Annotated in this window: 8 protein-coding genes; 3 read left to right on the top strand and 5 right to left on the bottom strand. The window is 60.7% G+C overall.

The features are described 5' to 3' along the window. Positions 1–75 precede the first annotated feature (75 nt). From CH278_RS25795 to CH278_RS25780, 4 genes are read right to left on the bottom strand one after another with little or no spacing between them, the layout of a single operon-like run. A complete protein-coding gene (locus CH278_RS25795) occupies positions 76–3,354 on the bottom strand; it encodes an SNF2-related protein (protein ID WP_094623225.1) in 3,279 nt (1,092 codons plus the stop codon). Positions 3,355–3,357: 3 nt separating this feature from the next. Beyond that, on the bottom strand, positions 3,358–6,261 hold the full coding sequence (locus CH278_RS25790) for a DUF1156 domain-containing protein (RefSeq protein WP_094623224.1): 2,904 nt from the start codon (positions 6,259–6,261) through the stop codon (positions 3,358–3,360). Between the two features lie 13 nt (positions 6,262–6,274). Beyond that, positions 6,275–6,751: a DUF7680 family protein gene (locus CH278_RS25785; protein ID WP_094623223.1), complete on the bottom strand. Its 477-nt coding sequence runs from the start codon at positions 6,749–6,751 to the stop codon at positions 6,275–6,277. After that, positions 6,748–10,020: an ATP-binding protein gene (locus CH278_RS25780; protein WP_094623222.1), complete on the bottom strand. Its 3,273-nt coding sequence runs from the start codon at positions 10,018–10,020 to the stop codon at positions 6,748–6,750. Before CH278_RS25780 ends, CH278_RS25785 begins: the two co-directional genes overlap by 4 nt. A gap of 986 nt (positions 10,021–11,006) precedes the next feature. On the opposite strand from CH278_RS25780, the gene CH278_RS25775 reads away from it, so the two are divergent. From CH278_RS25775 to CH278_RS25765, 3 genes are all read left to right on the top strand, one after another. Beyond that, positions 11,007–13,745, top strand: a complete 2,739-nt coding sequence (locus CH278_RS25775) for a PD-(D/E)XK nuclease family protein (protein ID WP_256991823.1) — start codon at positions 11,007–11,009, stop codon at positions 13,743–13,745. Position 13,746: 1 nt separating this feature from the next. After that, positions 13,747–16,992, top strand: a complete 3,246-nt coding sequence (locus tag CH278_RS25770; RefSeq protein WP_256991822.1) for a UvrD-helicase domain-containing protein — start codon at positions 13,747–13,749, stop codon at positions 16,990–16,992. A gap of 113 nt (positions 16,993–17,105) precedes the next feature. Further along, entirely contained in the window at positions 17,106–18,182 is a 1,077-nt protein-coding gene (locus CH278_RS25765) for a restriction endonuclease (protein WP_094623221.1), read from the top strand. A 155-nt stretch (positions 18,183–18,337) separates the two neighbouring features. Here CH278_RS25765 and CH278_RS28285 read toward each other — a convergent pair whose 3' ends face one another. Then, complete coding sequence (locus CH278_RS28285) at positions 18,338–19,159, bottom strand: 8-oxoguanine DNA glycosylase OGG fold protein (RefSeq protein ID WP_094623220.1); 822 nt, start codon at positions 19,157–19,159, stop codon at positions 18,338–18,340. Between the last annotated feature and the right edge of the window lie 5 nt (positions 19,160–19,164).

Genomic DNA, 19,164 nt, shown 5'->3' with positions numbered 1-19,164 from the left:
GACCCGCCCTCGTTGGCGGTGCCACACGGGTGGGGAATTTCAGTGAGCGTCAGTGGGGAATTTCGATGAGCGCCGTCATCTGCTCCTAGTCGGCAAAAGCGCCTCGAGCTCAGGGGTTCCGTAGGTGAGCAGTGTGATGCCTTCACGGCTGTTGTCGCTGATGTTGCGGTTGAAGGTGACGAGGACTTCGGCGTTCTTTCGTGGACCTTGGAGGTAATCAGTCACGGTGCGCGTTCCCGAGTTTGTGTCAAATGAGTACGACGCCACCGGCACCGGCGGCCTGAGCAAATACACTCCAGGTGTCCCATCTACCGTAGATAGGTGTGGCCCGGTCAGCGGGTTGGCGGTTAGCATCGTTTCTAAGTCGTCGAGATCGATCTCGCCGCGCAGCTCAGGCGGCTGTTCGATGTGCCCGATTATTTCTGGCGAGTCTCCGAGGTCTGCGGCTTTAATAGCGTTGTTGTTAAGGTTCTCGACCTCAACCTTCAGCACGTTGACCTGCTTTTCGATCGCCTCCTCGCTGCTATCGCCGAGAGCGAGTTGCTCGATCGCCTTTTCGAGATTAGCGAGCACGGGGGCGGCTTCACCGACGATGTCGGTGAAGTCGCCATAGTCTTCGGCAATTCCCTCGTAGACGCGCTGCTCGACGGTATCTGCGTAGAAGTAGTTCGTCACTGCGATGTCTTTGTAGGACGCGTTAATGCGGTCGACGCGGCCGATGCGCTGTTCGACGCGCATCAGGTTCCACGGCATGTCGTAGTTAATGAGCCTGCCGGATGTTTGTAGGTTGAGGCCCTCGCTCATGGAGTCCGTGCCGATGAGCACGGTCAGCTCACCGCCGCGGAACTGGTCTTTGATCTCGGCCTTGGTGACTTCGGACCAGGTCTTGTCGGTGTCGTTGTAGATTTGTCCACCGCGGCCGGAGTAGCAGCCGATCTTGGTGATTCCGGCCGCGATCAGGCGTTCGCGGACGTAGTCCATCGTATCGGTGTATTGAGTGAATACGACCAGGGTGTTGTAGGTGAGCAGCGACTTGTTTACGTCGGTTACCAGTTGTGTGGCCTTGGTGTCCTCACCTGTGATCTTGTTCAGGTCGTTGAGGAACAACCGGAGTTCGAAGATCTCGTCTTGTAGGCGGCTAGCCGACCCTTCGAGGGTTTCGGGTTCGAATAGCGAGTCTTCGACATCGATGTTGTCGTCGTCCGAGAGCAGGTCGGTCAGACTCTTTCCCTGTTCTAGGACGTCGAGGCGGCGCGTGAGGGATTTCTTGATTGCTTCGAACGACGAGGTAAGTCGACGCCGGTAGATGGTCATAATGAATCCGAGCGCCTGGCTGGACTGATCCGTCTTGTACGAGTTGTAGTGGCGGCGAATGTATTCTTCGATCCGGTTGTATAGCTTTCGTTCATCCGGTGCGAGCTGGATGAACGCGTCGTTGACATGTCGGGTGGGGATAATGACGTCGTCGTCGATAATTCCCGCGGCCTGGTATTCCCTCAGGGTGGTGCGGGTGTTTCGGAACACCCGGTCCCTCATCGGGTTGTGGCGGCGCAGCCACTTATCCATCCATTCCGAAGTGCTGTTCGGCATCTGTGATCGTGCTTCCGCCGACGGTGGATTCGCGTGCAGTGCGGACACCGCCCAGGCACCGACGAACCCGAGCGCCGTACTGACCTGTTCATCGAGATGCTGGTCCCGTTCCGCGTCCGGGTCCGCGAAGTAGTCGGCCAACATCTCACACTGGAGTTTCCAGCCGCGAGCTCGGGGATCTTGGCGGAACCGCTCGAAGTACTCAAGGAAGTCGGCTGCGGATTCCGCCCATCTCCCGTTCAAGCCGAGCAGTGAGATGAGGTCCCATGCCTCGTGCGGGTTCATCTGCATCGGGGTGGCCGACGCGAGGTACAGCGCCTGCCACATCTCCTTGTCCTGCATTTCCAGGAGCAGGCTTAGCAGCGAGTTTGGGGTATCGCTCGGCTTCGATCCTCTCCTCCGGGCATGGTGTGCCTCGTCGACGAGGACGATGTCCCAAGGGCCCGCGGCGAGAATGTCTCGGCGGCGGTCCTTGCGGCGCGCGAGGTGGCTCGACGCGAGCACGATCGGGAATGCCGACCATGGGTTCACGCTAGCGGGAACCGGTATCAGTTCGTCGTTCCGGTCGAAAAAATCGCCCTTCTCGAGCCGGGGAACATCGAGGTTCATCTTCTCGTGCAGCTCTTCTTGCCACTGCCGAATGACTGACGCCGGGACAAGCAATAGCGCCTTCCGCGCTTTGCCCGCCAGGAACAGCTCCCGGAGCACGAGTCCCGCTTCGACTGTCTTGCCCAGACCCACTTCGTCGGCAAGCAGGTAACCGCGCGGGTACGTAGCTACGACCCGGTCGATCAGGCGGGCTTGGTGTGGCAGCGGGTCGACCTGCGCGGTGCCCACCGCAGTGTATGGCGACAGTGTAGGCCGGGCCGCGAGGTCGACAAGCTCGGCCCACGCGTTCTTCGCGTCCGGAGGCTCGACTTTCGGTTCGCCCCCCTCGTAGCCCGTGGAAGATGTTTCTTTGGGCATTGGCGGCGCTGTGGGTGCGTGCTCTATGAGGTGCTCGCGGACCGCCTGAGGCAGCGGCACCACAGCCCATCCCTCATCTGGCTGGTCATTCCAGTGTCGGTCAAAGTCCCGGACTGCTTCTTGTCCGTTCCATTCCCATACGTCAGACCTCCACGACGGGTATACATCGAAGGTTTCGTGATTCGCCGCCCACGCGCGAACGGAAGCGTTGTTCGATCCGTTGAAGGCGAGCCTGTTGCCGTACCTGTCGGTGAAAATCCCATACTTGGTATGAAAGTACTTCCCAGATTCCTGGTAGGACAGAAGCCTTCCACCGGATTTCGGCACCCCGACTCTGATCTCGAGTCGGTCGTGGGCGACCATCCATGCGAGCACACTCAGGTGCTCGGACGCAACGATCTTCGTTCCCTCAAGAGCGGGCTCTGCCAACATTCGGGCGGCAACAACGTCACTCAGCGGACGACCTGACAACACCGCATGGACGTCAGCGTCGATCAGCTGCGCGCCCACAATGAGGCGCATCCGGCCACCGTTCGCCAAGAACTGCGCAGTCCCCTGCGCTGCGAACTGCAGCTCAGCGGCCGACCAGTAACCGACAGCCCGGTCGTAGGCGATCGCCCTCGACAGCATGGGTACGTAGAACGAGCCCAGCGGGTGATCGTTAGGACTGTAGCGGGGCTTCACCTCGATGCCGACAAACGAGTCGGCGGCCTCGGGGCGTTTAATCAACGCTTCCTGTTGGGCGTGCCTGGCATCGGGCACGCCCAGCAGCAGCGATTTTTGCGGATCCAGATTCATCGGTCAGTCGTCCCCGAATAAGGATTCCTGCACTGTCGGCGCAGCCAGATCTTCTGCCTCCGGCAAAGCGACGGTCGGGAAATACAGCGTGCACAGCGTGTCCAGTAGGCCGGCCTCCGGGACGACCCACGTCCCCTTCGCTCTCGTCCGCGGGATCGCGTTGACGAGCCCCTGCAATGTAGAGATGAACGTGGAGTCGTCGATGAACCCGTGCCGGTCGAGGAACCGCTTAGCGGCCGGCATCCCGTCGACATCGGCGATGTACAGGGCGGTGTCGACTGCGTCGATCGTGAACTCAAACTTCGAGGCTTCCGGTCTTACACCGGGCAGCTCGCTGTCTGCATCGCGCCGTAGCCGCTCACTCGGCTTGAGCAAGCTGACACTGCCGGCCTTCTTTCTCACGATCTTGGCGCGCTCAAGGTTATCCACGTCCAACCCGCCGACGGCGAGCGCGAGTAGTCGTGCTGTGTCGTAGGGGAACTCACGAGCCCCGAAAATGTCCCACGACAGGAGGACGAAGTCAGTCATGTCGTCGATGTGCGCTGCCTTGCCTACTAGCCGAGCGCGGCGCAACTGAACGACCTCTTCACGGGCAAGGTCGAGGGCATCCTCGGGGCGCAGTAGCTGGTCCTTTCCATCCGCGTCCGGGACGGATGAGTACACCGGCCAGTTCTGCGAGATCACCGACAGGGTCGGCCCGTAGGTGGACAGCAGCAGGTCCACACCGTCGATCCCGTCATGCTGGAACCGCTGCGCCGCGGTCCGAGCGGCGTCGCGGATGTCCTGCTCGATGTCGTCGAGATACCTGTGCGTGGGTCCACCATCCGTGTCGTGCTTGCGGCATACCAGCATGATGGTCGATGAGGCGGCATTCATATTCGCCTGGTGCAGGGACTGCTCGGACTCGGTGTTGACCGGCCATGAGGTCTCGATGGTGAAACCTGCTTGCAACAGTCCCATACCAAGGGTGTCCCATGCCTCGGCACGTTTGTGGGTGAACATCACAGAGAGGACACCGTCGTCGCGGAGGACACGGCGAGCCTCGGCGAAGATAGCGGTCATCTTTGCCTGGTAGTCGAGGTCGGCGAGCTCGTTCTTGCGCTTTCCCATCGCCTGGAACCGCGCAACGTTGGCGACCGCCTCGTTCTCCTTGTCGGTTAGATTACCGTCGAAATAGTCCGGGATGAGACGGCCGAGGGTGCGTTTTTCCCAGACGTAAAAGTAGTCGGCGAGCTCCGCGTACATCACGCTGTTGTAATAGGGCGGGTCCATGCAGATGTGCGCCACGGAGCCGTCCTGTATAGATGGCATATCGGCACCGCTGCCCTGCATTACCGCCACCGGTCGACTGAGAGGTGGTTCGCCTGCCATTCCGGGTGATCCGGTCTCATCAAGTAGACGCGCGATTCCCCCGTAGGCGTCAGTCAGCTGATCTAGGCACCACGAGTAGAGGGCAGTCGCGCCCTCGAACTCGGCGAAGGTCCACTTGAATGCGAAGTCGTGCCGATCGAACACGCTCCGCATTTTCTGTCGGGATACATCCCATGAGGAGAGGCGCGAGTTCCAGTTCAGTGCCTTGCCTTGCATGAGCGCCAGCTCGAACAGCACGTCGGCTGCTTTCTCGGCGAGAGCAGCTTCCACCTCGGGGATCAGCTTGGCAAACTCTTCGCCAAATGTCCCGTGCACCAATGCCTGTCGAGGACTGAAAAAATCGACCCAGTGCTCCAAACCGTAGTGCTTCGGCCTCATGTCGTTGCCGTCAGGAAATTCCTCAGTAGGAAGTATGCCCCGCGCCTGCCAAAGATCTTTGACCTCAGTAAACTTCGCTTCGGCAGTCTGGATAGCGGCAAGATCTGTTTCGGTGGGGGCCCTGAAGGTTCGCTCACCCGAGCCCGTACGGATTGCGACCGCGTACAGGACCTGCGACATTCGACCGGCTTGCGCTTCGGCCTTGATATAGGCACCTTCGATGACGAGATCGTCATACGGCGAGATCGCCCTACCTCGCCCCGAAGTGCCTACCGCTGCAGCGCCGCTGTCTACGTCGGGACCGAGCACAACCTCAAATCGTGGCGCGTCCAAGACCGCGCCGCCGGCCTCCGTGTGCATTCTCACAGCGGCCTCTTTCCCCTTAGTCTTGCGGAGCCACTTGTCTGGCATTAGAGGCACCAGGCGGCCTGTACGCGGGCAAGCGACTGCGTTAGCGAACAAATACGTTGCGACTTGTTCACCCGGTCCGTGCGGAAAATACTCAGCAAGGCGTTCGTCGACGCGCCTGACCAAATCCCCACCCCATTTGCTCAGTTCCGCGACGAGCGCCGCGCCGCGCCGCGCCGGGATCTCGACTCCCGCCCGCAGTGTGCTCGCGGCAACGCCATTGAGGTCGTTTGCGAAGACTGGGAGTCCTAGCCGGGTGGCAGCCCAGGGAATACTGCCTCCGCCGGCAGTAGGATCCCCGACGAGCGGCATCTCTCCCCACGTCCGGACAAGAACCTGGTGAAGCAGATCGATGTCGGTACGCGGGATCGCGTTCCGGAATGCCTGTTTGTACGAGTACGGGTTCGGGATGCGAATACCGCTGGCCACAGCGCCGTCGTATGCACGCCTAGCGGTGATCGGATCGCCCCAGATCCCGACGAGGTGGAGAAGCCAGCGCCGGTATGCGGCTTCGTCCTGGAGGTCCGGTGCGTCGGGGAACGCATCGGCGAGATCCTTCGTCCATGCGGGCATGAGCCCGCCGAGGACCACCGCGGTAGACGCAACCACTGGTCGCCGGGCCCACCACACGTGGAGGAATGACAAGGGTGGGAGGGCAGATGCTGCCGCGCGTTCGCGGCGGGACTCGATGCCGAGTTCAGCGACAGGGAGCCAGTCTTCGATCAGGACGCGGGGATGGGTTTTGGTCATGTCCGGCTTTCGGTCAGTCGTCGGCGAGGAGTGTGCGGAGTGCCTTGCGGGCACGGGCGGCTTCGGTACCTATGCATTTGGAGTACCAGTAGTAGGTTTCCTCGACGCTCATGCTGTTGATGCCAGCCACGATTGCGCGCACCCTCAAATGCTTAGAGATGGGCTGGGTGGTGAGGAGGATCAGTGCGAGCCGGACGCCGTCGGCTTCGTTGATCCTGATCGGGGTCTGGCGTGTAAAAGCTAGAACGCTGGGCGAATGCCCCGAACCGCGCGCAGCTGCGAAGACGGCGTCGGTGATCCGCCCGGTTTGAAAGGGTGTGGTTGCGACGACGGGCGAGGCGAGGGTGTAGCCAGTCTCACCGTAGGTTTCCTCAAGGACGAGCCCGTACGAGTCGTTCTTGCCGGGGACGATCGTGATCCGGAAGGCGCGCGTAGCGCCGACTGCGGCCAGGGGCCGAATTCGGGTTGTGGTGTTGGAGCGGGCGCTCATCGGGTCACCTCGGCCATAATGGTGGTCTGCTGGATCTGGAGGTTCTTGACCACGGTGTGGATTTGACCGATATCCGCGGTGTCGATGGTGACAGGTGGTTGGAAGACAATCTCGAGCGTCATTTCGCCAGCAATTTTTGTGGAACCGGAAAGCGCCTTCTTCACGTTGGCGTAGGAGCTCTGGAAGTCGGCTCGCTCTGCAGTTCCGGCGAACCGGAGGCCACCGGTGAGGTTCTTGTATTCTGCGACGATGGTGCTCGTCACGGTGACGGAGTACTTGGGCAACATCCCGAGGGCTGCAACAGCGAGGTCGATGTCTCCGGATCCCTTGGATTCGTCGGCCGTCACCTTGAGGGTCAGTCGAGATACCGTGCGAATGGTGAAATCGGAGACTTGATCGACGACCTTTTGGAATGCGGCCCCGCCCGGCCCGTTCGCGGTGAACGTCTTGTTGTTGACGGTCCGGGTCGGTACCTCGACGCCGACCGCGTCGGCGTCCGCGCGCGGAATGATGCGCAGCGTGTCGAGTCCCTTCTCCTTGATCGCGCTCGGCGTTAGGGCGCGTACTCCCGGCATTGGGTCTGTGTCGAGGACGACGAATAACTTGTAGTCGGTGGCCTGAATCGCCGTGGCGAGAACTTCGAGGACGTCGGTCTTCGACGGTTCCCCGCCACACTCGGTGTCCAGCAAAGCACGAAGCTCGGCACCGGTGATGGTGGCACCGGGAAGGACTGCGCGTAGGTCGGTCTGGGTCGGCTTGCGGACAAGTAGGCCGCGGTTCTGCGCCTCGGCTGCGGTCATAATTTCGGCATCGTTGCTGAATCCGACGTTCATGCCCGCCATTGCCTTTGCGGTGAAGGTCTTACCTGTGGCGCCGTCGTAGTAAACCCAGTTCTCGTTCTTGATGCCGTTTGTGATGGCTTCGCGCAAAAGCGCGGCGTTGCGAACGATTGGGGAGGCGTGGTCCATCCAAAAGAAGTCTACGATCACCGCGGTCGTGGCGGAATTGCCCATTGGCCAGGTCTTCGACTTCAGAAAAGAGGCAGTGAACGAGTCACGCCGGATTTTGCTCTCGTCCTCTAGGAGCGCAATTACCGCGGTCGTCGCATTCTTCGGGTCGCCTTGGACCTGCGGGGGCAGCTCCTTATGCCTTAGATGCCCGTTCGACTTGTCGTTTGTGGGGAAATAGATGTGTTTGTAACACCGGTTTACTGCGATCCGCGCTTCGAGCGACGCCTGCTTCTGGTAGGCCTCGATCTTCTTCCGAACCTCCGCGCTGAACTGGCTCAAACGGGCGGTATCGGCTGCGAGGATGTCCGCAGCGATGAGGGCGCGGGCGCGGTCCTTGAGCGTCTCGATCTGGTCGTCGTCGGGGACCGCGAACACTACGCCGTTGCGATACTTGCGGGGTGAGTCGACGGTGCCGGACTTGTCGAGCATCTCGACCAGCAGGCTGGGGGCGGTGTCGGAGTTTTTAACGTTCACCGACAAGACACGGTAGTCGAGCACCGCGACGCGCAAGCTGGCCGCGTCGGGGATGTCGACGGCGGCGGACGGGAAGTGGACCGCTGTGACCCCACCGTCGTTAGTAAATGCGCGGCGGATCAGGTCGTCGACGATGGCTGTGACACGTGTATTCGCGACGTTGCGCTTTTCGGCCTCGATAATGGCGTTGACGTTCGGTTCGACGTTGAACCGCCACCGCGCGCCGTCGAAGGCCAAATGCCAGAACACCTTTTCGGACTCGATAAGTGCTTTCTCGAAGATCGTGGCATCCTCGCCAGGGCGCAAGGTGCCGACAAGCCAGTCGTTGCGGCCCGCTCCCGCATTGGACTTCATCTCCAGCGAGTGTGTGAACACGGTACGTGCAACCCGGGTCGCGTAGTGCGGCTTGCCGGGGAAGATGTCGGCATCGACGGATACTGCGTGGGAGGTACGGCCGGCGAAGTCGCCGATCGCTACGGAGGAGAATTCTCCTCTGCCGAGTCCATCGGTGAGGTGGTTTAGGACGGGCGCATCGGAGTAGTCGATGTCGCCGACATTGATGATCGCAGTGTCATCGCCATCGCGGTAGATTCCAGCCACAACCTCCGCAAGGAGCTTGAGGGCTCCGCGGGCCCGTTGAAACTGTGGGATGTCTCCGAGTCGCTGATCGAGGACGCGCACCAGTTCGGGGTGGAACGGGTACGACTTGGCCACCTGGTCGCCGTAAGTAACCGGCTGCTCTGGGCCGCCAGCGAGTGTTTCGGTTTTACCGAGGACTTCGTAGAACTCGCGGTAGGCGTCACCAGCCGCGCGAGCCGCACCCTGGTCGACGGTCTTAAAGAGGCGGGTCTTGAGGATCTCGCCGATTTCGGTGTCATCGGCAGGCTTGATCACGGCGGATGGCTGTACCGCGCGGGTGAGTACGTCGGCCGTCTCGGCCACTGCGCCGCTCGCGGCCGAGGCTGCATCGTCGAGTAGGTCTGTAATCTCGGTAGTCTCTTCGCCAAACGCATTGGTGGCGGCGGCAAGTGTAATGATGACGCAGACGTTGTTTGTCGGATCGGATGCGACCTCGAAGAGGTTGCCGAGGAACACAGGAATGGCCTTGGCCATGCGGCGAACGTCCTCGCTGCCCGAGGAGGTCACCTGCCGGATGTACTTGGCGATCTCGTCGATGATGATGATGGTCGGTTGCCCGGCGAATGCCTCTTTGATCGTTGCGGTGCCGGGCGCTGTGCGTTCGCCATCGCTGGCGGCCAGTACGTCGAAAGCAGCGTCGCCGATCTGGGCTGCCATCTCGCCCCAAAGTGTGTACGTTCGTCGACCGTTGGTCTCGACGCCCGCGACTGGGTCGAGCGCGTCACCGACGAGGGCTGCGATTGGCACGGGCCCCTCCGGAAGCAGCGCCAAATCCACGAAGTCTGCGAGGTTGGCTGGACGGGCACCCCTCGCGAGGTGGTAAACGGCAGTGAGGCCGTGGGTCTTTCCGCCACCGAACGAGGTGGTGGGGCGCAGGACGCCATTCTCGGCTGCCACACCCTTCGCTCCGGTCACGCGGCCAAAAGTCTTTGTCAGGAGGGTGCGCAGGCCACTGGTGGCGTAGGTCTGCGCGAAGAACGCATCTGGGTTGCCGTAGACGGGGTAGTGGTCGGCGTCGCGAACAACTTTGTCCAGCTGGGCTGCGAAGTGGTTGTCGGCCAAGCCGCCACTGACGACGTCATCGCGAGGCTCGCAAGCTTCACGCAACGCAACTAGCTCTGCTTCACTCCTGCTATTCGTTGCCATACAAAGTCCTAATCACTCAAATCCGGCACATTAGAATACGTACTTGCAATGGTCCACATGCTCGTCCTAGCAAGCCTCAGACGATTGACTAGGCCGATTAGCCGACCCAGCATGTGCCTTCCTCACTGACTCATGACGTGGGCGAGACACTCTAGAGATGGCTCTACTACAGCGGCGCACTGCAGGCCCGCCGTCGTTGTCCCGTCGGTCTGGAGTCGAAGCGAAGTGTCACCGGACCAACGAATATCGTCGTTGGCGACACGTATCGGCGGTCACTTCATCAACGTGGATCATACGAAAAGCGTACGGGGTGTGCCATTTTCTGTTTGCAATAGTCACGTTTTCGAAGGCTTGTGCTGGGTGATGAGCCGGGCCGGAGCAATCCCAAGTTCGGGTAGCGCGACCAACACGGCCATGTCGAAGGTGCCGACGCGTGCGCCTCTGTCTAGAACGCTGACCAGCTGGTGGCACATTGTCAGCGGATCAGCGGATCAGCGGATCAGAGGTCGAGGGAATCGACGTACCTGCACACAGCTGAGCACTGAAACTTGTTCGTGATCTGATTCGGTCGATCATCGAGCTCGGGTCGCGTCCGGCAGTATCGCACCCTCGACCCTGAGGATCATGGAAAAGCGTTAATTGACAAGCTGTTTGATGAAGCGCAAGAACTTCGTGACGCAACGCTGGCGAACAGACATGAAGAGCTGGCCGACGTCCTCGCCTTCGTGTGAGCCCTGGCCGCGCATCTATGCCTGATCGACGCGGCTCTAAGCAAGCAAGCTAGCTGCGGATGAACTGGCTGCTCGTGGCGGTTTCAAGCAGCGGGTTTGGCTTGAGTAGTCGGTGTTCACCGCGCTGCGTTGGTCAAGCAGCGGACGCGGACGGCGACCGTCGGACATGATGTAAGGGTGGGAAACGATCTGTATGGCCGCCTCGCTGACGCCGTCACTCAAGCGAAAGGGGAACGCCCACTTCGGCTCGTTACGGTGATCGTGCCCAGTCGAGGTGCCATCCGAGACGTTCTGCAGTACCTCGCCCGGCACGGCGGGGTTGCCAACACTCGAGTCCTGACACTCGATCTGGCTGTCGACACGCTGGCTGCCCCTGCACTGGCACCCCGCGTCCCACTGCCGTTCCCGTATCTCGCCGCGTCAGTGCAGAAGGTGCTTGCCTGCGAGCCCGGAGTGTTCGTCGATGTTGCAGATCAGCCCATCACTGCCGAAGCTCTGGCCGCTGCCTCACGCACGCTCGGTGCGGTAGCTGACCCATCACCCGCCGACGCGACTCCTCTCGTGCGAGACATGCTCCGTGTCCACACTGCCGCGACCGCCGCGCAGACCGATACGCACTACCTTCCGCACGAGGCATACGCCGCCGCAACATCGCGTATCCATGAGCTGGGTGAGGTGGTGGTGTTTCTCCCGACAGTTGCGGACGCCGGAGCATCGCAGTTTCTCGAAGCTCTTATTAACCGTGGTCAGCTGGTCGAGAGCGATGTTGAGCCGCTCGGCACCCTCGTGCTTCATGCATCGGACGCCGACGACGAGGTTCGGTCGATCACCAGGCTGGTCCGGGAGCATCTCTCAGCTGGAGTTCCGGGACACCGGATCGGTGTGTTCTTTGCGAACTCCGATCCCTACCTACGTTTGATCCACGAGCACTTCGGCAGCGCAGAAATCGAATTCGCTGGCGAGCAGTGCCACACCATGAGACATCGGCCGGCCGCACGATCACTACGTCGACTACTCAGTATCGACGCAGACACCATGCCTCGACGCGAACTGCTGTCGATCCTGTCCGAACGCGTCGTGACCTGGTATTTCGGAACTCCTGTCGCAGCTCTTCCACTTCGGCGCGTAGAGCGACTGACTCGCGCAAGGATAAAGATTGTCGGCGGCTCCGATTGGGCAAGACTCACAGAGCTGGACCCGGAGGACCGGGACGCCTACGTCGCCACAGCGTTGCACTCCTTGGTGATCACCCTCCGCGATGATCTCAATGCGGTCGCAAGTGCCGCGACATGGTCTGAAGCGTCGCGATGCGTGATCGACGTCTTAGGGCGCTACTTCAACGGCCGGTCGAAACACTCAGATGATCCGACTACCAATGACTTACGTGCTTTGACGACGATCTGCCTCGAGCTCGGCGAGCTGGACGGTGTGGCACCGCCGCCTACCTTGTCGGGAATCGTCAATGCGATCTCCGTGCGAATCGATGCTGTGCCGGAGACAGTCGGAACCACAACATCCGCTGTCACCGTCGGCACACTGGCAGCCGGTGCAGGACGAGACTTCGACGTGTGCATTGTCCTCGGCGCAGCCGAGGGCATTCTTCCCGCCACACGGCGTGAGGATCCGCTGCTGCCGGGCACACTCGTTGGACGCACTCTCGCCGGCGAGATCCAGAACCAGAAGTCGCAGTTCCTAGCCACGTTGGCGTCGGGACAGAAGCACCGCGTCGTGTCCTTCCCTCGCGGGAGTATGCGCGGGGGAGCGGAGAAGGTGCCGTCGCGGTGGCTCATGCCCACGCTCGATGCCCTGTCCGGAAACAAGATCGGCGTCGTCGACTGGCAGAAGCAGACTGCCGACGTCGAGTCGATCGTCACGGTCGAGTCATTCGACATCTCGACGCAGACCGTCGATCCTCGCATCGGCGTCAGTGCCGCCTCTGAGACAGAATGGCGCCTGCGCGCACTGGCAGAACACGCAGCACGTAATCGCCGCGGCGCTCTGGACGACCCGATTGTCGACGCGGGAATGGAACTTCGCAGTGACAGACTGAACGGCAATTTCACCCGCTTCAACGGCAACGTCTCGCACATCGAGAACGCCGTCACGTTCTTCGGCAAACCGGTGTCGGCGAGCAGGCTCGAAGACTGGGTCGCGAGTCCGTACCGCTTCTTCGTCAAGACAGTCCTCGGCGTCGACACACTCGACGATCCAGACGACGCCGCGCAGCTCGACCCGCTGACTCGCGGAAACTTGATCCACCTATCCCTCGAGCGCTACGTCCAAGGAACGATCGACGGTATCGACGCAACGCTTGAGCACCTCATCGAGGTCTCCGAAGAGGTCCTCGCCGACGCCCGCGTAGACGCTCCCGGATGGTTACCGCAGCTGTGGGAGAAGGACAGCAGCATCATCCGTCGCGAACTTGTCGAGTGGTTCGAGCTCGACCGAACTGACCGCGAAGGGGGATGGACACCACTGCACGTCGAAAGGAACTTCGGCGTCGAACCCGATGTCCTGGTTCTCGATCTAGTCGGCGAGAAGATCGCGTTCGCCGGGAAGATCGACCGGATCGATCGGCACTCAGATGGTCGAATTCGGGTGACCGACTACAAGTCCGGTCAGGCGACGTCCTACAAGAAGCTCTCCGAATCCGAGCCAACCGACGACGGTACCAAGTTCCAGCTTCCAGTGTATGGACTGCTGGCGCTGACGATGGGTGACGACGTCACGACGCGCTACTGGTTCGTCAACCACAAAGCGAGGTACGAGACGATCGGCTATCCGCTCACCGATTCCGCGGTCGAGGTGCTGAAAGCAGATATCTTTCGGGTGCACCGGATGATTCGCGCCGGGTACTTCCCGCCGCGTCCACCGGACAGTTTCTGGGCCAACCCGCTGATCGACCTCATCGGGAAAGCCGGACTGGAACGGGCATGGTCGAGCCTACGAGACGTGCCCGAGCTCGCCGACTACCGCGCTAAGTACGGAGACTGACATGGCGAGTGAAGACACCATGCTGGTCGACCGCGTCGACCGAGCACGCATCGCAACCGACACCTCTGCAACGTTGTTCGTCGAGGCCGGCGCAGGAAGCGGCAAGACGCACTCACTCGTCGAGCGCATCTGTCACCTCGTACTCGTCGATGGGATCGAACTCGATCGCATTGCGGCCATCACGTTCACCGAGAAGGCCGCGGCGGAACTCCGCGAACGAGTCCGCACACATCTCGCGTCCTTCTCCGGTGATGCTGCCGAAAAGGCGATGCAGCAGATCGACACTGCCGCGATCGGCACGCTGCATTCGTTTGCCGCACGCATCGTCAGCGAACATCCGCTGGAGGCTGGGGTACCGCCGCGTATGGCCGTCGTGGACGCGATGGGTTCCCAGCTCTCGTTCGAGCGTCGATGGCGGAGAATGCGCGCTGCGCTTTTCGCCGACGAGCACACTGCGCCCAGCGGACTCACCGACGCGATGCGCATCATCCTGGGTGCGGGAGCGTCGCTGGACCAGGTACGAACTCTCGCCGACGCGCTCGACCGGAGCTGGGACCGATTGATCGTCGACGACGTTGCGCCAACGATGGCCGTTGCGGATATCGATTCTCTTCTACGTGTTGCCGATGAGGTTGTCGATTCTGTTAGGGACTGCACCCACCCGTCCGACAATTTGGCTATGCGGTTGTCCTCGATCGCAGAGTGGCGAGTCGCTATGGCAGACGCCAGGTCCTCCACAGCCTGGATCGCAGTCGCGGCGGAATGCCCGACGAAAGGCAGTGGCGGCAGGGGCCCGAACTGGGTCGGCGGCACTGCAATGGTCAAAGAGATCAAGGGCTCGATCGACGAGTTGAACGCGGCCGCCGCTGCCGAGCGGACGAGGTACGTTGCGTCTGCGTTGGCGATCGTCGTGCATCATCTTTCCCGCGTGATTGTCGACGAGTCCGCCGAGCGTCGCCGACGGGGTGAGCTCGAGTTCCACGATCTGCTCGTCTACGCCCGAAACGTGTTGCGTCATGACGACGTTCGTCGGATCGTCCACAACTCCTACCAGCGGATCATGCTGGACGAGTTCCAGGACACCGACCCGCTGCAATTGGAGATTGCCCGGTTGATCGTCGACGGTCCGGACGAGTCGGGCCGGTTGTTCACGGTGGGGGATCCAAAACAGTCGATCTACAGGTTCCGTCGCGCAGACATCGCGTCGTACATGGCGGCGCATGATACCACGGATACCGCTGACGTGGTTCGACTGACCACGAACTTCCGATCCACGAAACTTGTTCTGAAATGGGTGAACTCGGTGTTCGGATCCCTGGTTGTCCCCAACGGCTATGTTCAGCCCGACTACACGCCGCTCGATCCGGCTCCAGGTCGACCGGAATGGTCGGTCGGAACAGATTGGGGTCCGGATCCATTCGTGTTCGGAGATTCCGGCGAGGCCGTCAAGGACGAGCACTTGCTTACCCCGTCCGAAGTGCTGCGCGCCCGGGAATCACGGGATGTCGCGCGCATCATTGCGACCGCGCTCGACCAGGGGTGGCAGAAGGAGGCCGGCGGGTTCGGCGAATACACCCATCGGCCAGTAAACCTCAGCGATATCTGCGTCCTCATCCCGTCGCGCGCTGTTCTGCCCTTTCTCGAGCGCTATCTCGATGACGCCGGTATCGAGTTCCGTTCCGAGGCGTCATCGTTGGTCTATTCGACGCAGGAGGTCCATGATCTGCTCGTGACCTGCCGCGCTCTGGCAGATACTGCGAACGAAGCTGCGGTTGTTGCTGCACTGCGGACGCCGCTGTTCGGTTGCGGGGACGATGATCTGCTGCGGTGGAAGGCAGCGGGAGGACGGTGGGACTTCTTCTCTGACGCACCTGCGGGTCTGGAAGATTCGCCGGTCGCGGCGGGACGTGCGTATCTGAAGTCGGTCTGGTTCGAGTTGGGGTTGCTGAGTCCTGGGGCGCTGCTGAGTCGATTGGCTGCCGACCGAAGGGTGTTCGAGGTGTCGATGGATTCACCGCGGCACCGGGACGTGTGGCGTCGACTGCGGTTCGTCGTCGATCAGGCGCACGCGTGGTACGGCGAGGACGGCGGCGATCTGCGGGATTACCTTGCGTGGGCACAAACCCAGCAGGACGAGAACGCGCGCGTCACCGAAGCGGTGTTGCCCGAGGTCGGGGTCAATGCTGTCCGGATCATGACCATGCATGCCGCGAAGGGACTGCAGTTTCGGATGGTCATCGTTGCGGGAATGAGCGGTGGGTTCCGAACGACGTCCGATCCGGTGGTGTGGGGTGATGACGGAACGATGCATCTCAATGTCTGCGCTGCAGTGCAATCCGTTGACTACACGAGCGTCTCCGCTATCGAGAAGGCGCACACCGAAGCCGAACGCGTTCGTCTCCTCTACGTGGCGTGTACGCGGGCAGAGAGTTTCCTTGCTGTGTCGGGTTATGTCGGAGCAAAGGGGAGTTGGGGCAAGACTCTGGCTGCGGGCACCGCGGGCGTTCCCAATGTCGTTCCCGATCTGATCGAGCCAGTGCGGGTCGAGGACGTCGGTCAGTCGAGTTCGGTTGCGTTGCAGAGCTGGGACGAATGGCAAGCCGAGACTGCGCGAGTGACTGAGACATCTGCGTTGCCGTCGACGGTATCCGCGACGCAGATTGCGCATCCGGTTCTGCCTGTGCACGAGGCAGTGTTGTCGGAGTACCGGTTGGCGGATCTTGTCTTCCCTACGGGCTCGATCGAGGTGGTTGCACCACTGGTCGGGTCTGTCGAGAGCGGCACGACGCTGGGTATCGCATTGCACGCGCTGTTGGAGACGGTGCCGCTCGATGCGGCGATGGATTCCGAGTTTGAGGAGAAGGCACGGAACGCGGGCGCTTTGGCGGGTTTGGTCGATCTCGATCGGTTCGTGCTTCTGGCGAAGTCGGTGTTCAGCTCCGAGCCTGTGCAGCGCGCTGCCGCGCGCGAGCATTGGCAGGAGATGCAGCTTGCGGGTATGTCGCCTAACGAGACCATCGTGGTCGAGGGAATCGCGGACCTGGTGTATCGCGAAGACGACGGGTCGCTGGTGATCGTGGACTACAAGACGGATGTGGGGGTTACGGCAAAGACACTGGAGGCCTATTGGACCCAGCTGTCGGTGTATGCGGACCTGCTTGGCCGGGCGACGGGGGAGCAGGTGAGTCGGGTTGTGTTGGTGTTTGCGAGGACGTCATCGGCTGGCGTACTCGAACGAAGCTTGTAGGCGGGATTTCGATTGTCGTGGTGACTCGTTCGTAGGCGGTAGAATCTTTGAACGCGGACAGGCGCGAGGCGGTGCCGCAGGTGTTGGACGCCCCATTGGCTAGGCTGTAGGGCATGACCGTATCTGCGTGGGTTGTTCGCTCCGGACGTGTCGGAGAACGCGATCAGTGGGCGATCGACAATGGATACTCGGGCGGTGGTTGGCAAGAGATCCCCGATCTATCAGCGTGCACGACGCGTGAGGAAGTCGGGGCAATCGTGTCGCAGGTAATTCCAGACGGATCGAAAGGCTTGGTGCAGAACACGACCGCCCAGTTGTGGGCGTTGCGGGGGCGGATTACTCCTGGTGATTTGCTTGCGATGCCAATGAAGACCACAAAGCAGATAGCACTCGGGCGCGTTAAATCAGGCTATAAATATCTTGCAGAGGGAATCCCTTCCCAGCGGCACGTAGTGGAAGTCGATTGGATTAGAACCGACGTGCCTCGTTCTGCTGTGAAGACGGACTTGCTTTATACGCTGGGTAGCGTTTTGACAATTTTTTCGCCGAGCAAGAACAATGCCGTAAGCCGTCTGGAGAACCTTTCTAAATACGGTGTCGACCCGGGATCTGTATCGCCAATGCAACAGTCCGGGTTGAACAGCGGCAGCGGCCTTTCATCGGGTCCAGTGGACGATACTGCCGTAGATTCTCCGGAGCTGAGTACCGACTTTGAACAAGCCGCTGCCGATCAGATTCTGACCAGGATTGGTGAAGACTTCGCGGGGCACGATCTCGCTACCTTGATCACCGCTGTGCTTGAGTCCGAAGGATTCAGTTGCGTGCAATCACCTCCTGGGCCGGACGGCGGAATTGATATCACCGCGGGAAGAGGACCTCTTGGGCTGGACTCACCTCGAGTGCTGGTCCAGGTGAAGTCTGGGGGTCAGGTCGGCGCTCCGGTTGTGGCTCAACTTCAAGGTGTAATGGCAACACACGGTGCCGAACAAGGACTGCTGGTCGCCTGGGGTGGGTTAACCAAGCCTGCGCGTGATTCGGTCAAACACCAGGCCTTACGGCTGAGGATTTGGGAAGCCTCTGACATCGTAGATGCGGTGCTGCGGAACTACGAACGACTTCCGGCTCCGATACAGGGTGCGCTGCCGTTGAAGCGAGTATGGATGCTCAATGACGGGTCAACATCCGGCTAGGCTGAAGCCGTAACGCTGGCGGTTCTCCTGAGACTTACTCCAACAGCGGGGCTAAAGTGTGATCCGTGATCCGTGATCCGTGATCCGTGATCCGTGATGGGTCGTGGGAAGAAGGTCGCAATTCGGCGAATAAGACCCTAATGTGTTCCCTGAAGTTACGTTATCAGTCTGGTGAGAATGCTATCGAAGTCGGATGCAGTAACTCCCTGGCGGAGCATCGCAACCTCAACCCGCAGCCAGTTCCGGTGTGTCCGCGCGTGCTGGCCCAATAAGTACAGCCTGAATTCAACTTCGTCGGGTGGCACGAATCTACCCGTAAGGTCGCTTGCGGTGTGCGACCACGTGTGTACCGTACGGCTGTAATCGGCGTATCCTTCGGCGGTCATCTTCGGCTCGTCACCGCGAATTATGTTCAAAGCAACTCGAACGCGATCATCGTATATGAAGCATCGCAGTGACTCCGCCTTACGATCCCCAGAAAAGTACAAGAATTTGCTGAAAAATGCGGTACCAAGACGAGGTATTTTCCCATCGTTGTTGAAAGCCACATAGCCGCCAGTCGGATCACCGAGGTAGCTGAACTCTGCAGCGTGTCGCAACGTGCTTGTAAAAGTTGTCGTCTGAGCTACCGCGAAACTTGAAATTCGGCTTACATTTCGCATATCACCGACCGTCCCCCACGCCATCACATTCCAGAATAGGGTATGCCAGTCTTTGGCGCTGTCAGAAATGCGGGCATCCGTTGCCAACGCGAACAGGTCATCCCTGCTAATTTCTATACTCCGAGGTTCGGGCTGACGCGCGGAACCAATCGTAATACCCTCCAAGTAGCTGATGTACTTGTGCCAGTTTAATGGTGTGACGGCGTTGGGCTTGTCGATGCGTCGACAAGCTTCCTCTGCGAGTAGCCGGGAAGTGAGAAAGGAGGTCTCGCCGGCCGCCCAACTGCTGGGAATTAGCTTCTCTAGTCTCGTCATGATTG

Origin of the sequence: Rhodococcus sp. 05-2254-5 (assembly GCF_002258575.1) — a bacterium.
GTDB lineage: Bacteria > Actinomycetota > Actinomycetes > Mycobacteriales > Mycobacteriaceae > Rhodococcoides > Rhodococcoides fascians.
The sequence above is the reverse complement of the archived record's forward strand: the minus strand, read 5'-3'. Positions and strand labels throughout refer to the sequence as shown.

Coding starts and splice junctions, on each gene's coding strand:
- CH278_RS25780 (WP_094623222.1), bottom strand. CDS start 10,020: ATGGCAACGAATAGCAGGAGTGAAGCAGAGCTAGTTGCGTTGCGTGAA.
- CH278_RS25795 (WP_094623225.1), bottom strand. CDS start 3,354: ATGAATCTGGATCCGCAAAAATCGCTGCTGCTGGGCGTGCCCGATGCC.
- CH278_RS25765 (WP_094623221.1), top strand. CDS start 17,106: ATGACCGTATCTGCGTGGGTTGTTCGCTCCGGACGTGTCGGAGAACGC.
- CH278_RS25785 (WP_094623223.1), bottom strand. CDS start 6,751: ATGAGCGCCCGCTCCAACACCACAACCCGAATTCGGCCCCTGGCCGCA.
- CH278_RS25790 (WP_094623224.1), bottom strand. CDS start 6,261: ATGACCAAAACCCATCCCCGCGTCCTGATCGAAGACTGGCTCCCTGTC.
- CH278_RS28285 (WP_094623220.1), bottom strand. CDS start 19,159: ATGACGAGACTAGAGAAGCTAATTCCCAGCAGTTGGGCGGCCGGCGAG.
- CH278_RS25770 (WP_256991822.1), top strand. CDS start 13,747: ATGGCGAGTGAAGACACCATGCTGGTCGACCGCGTCGACCGAGCACGC.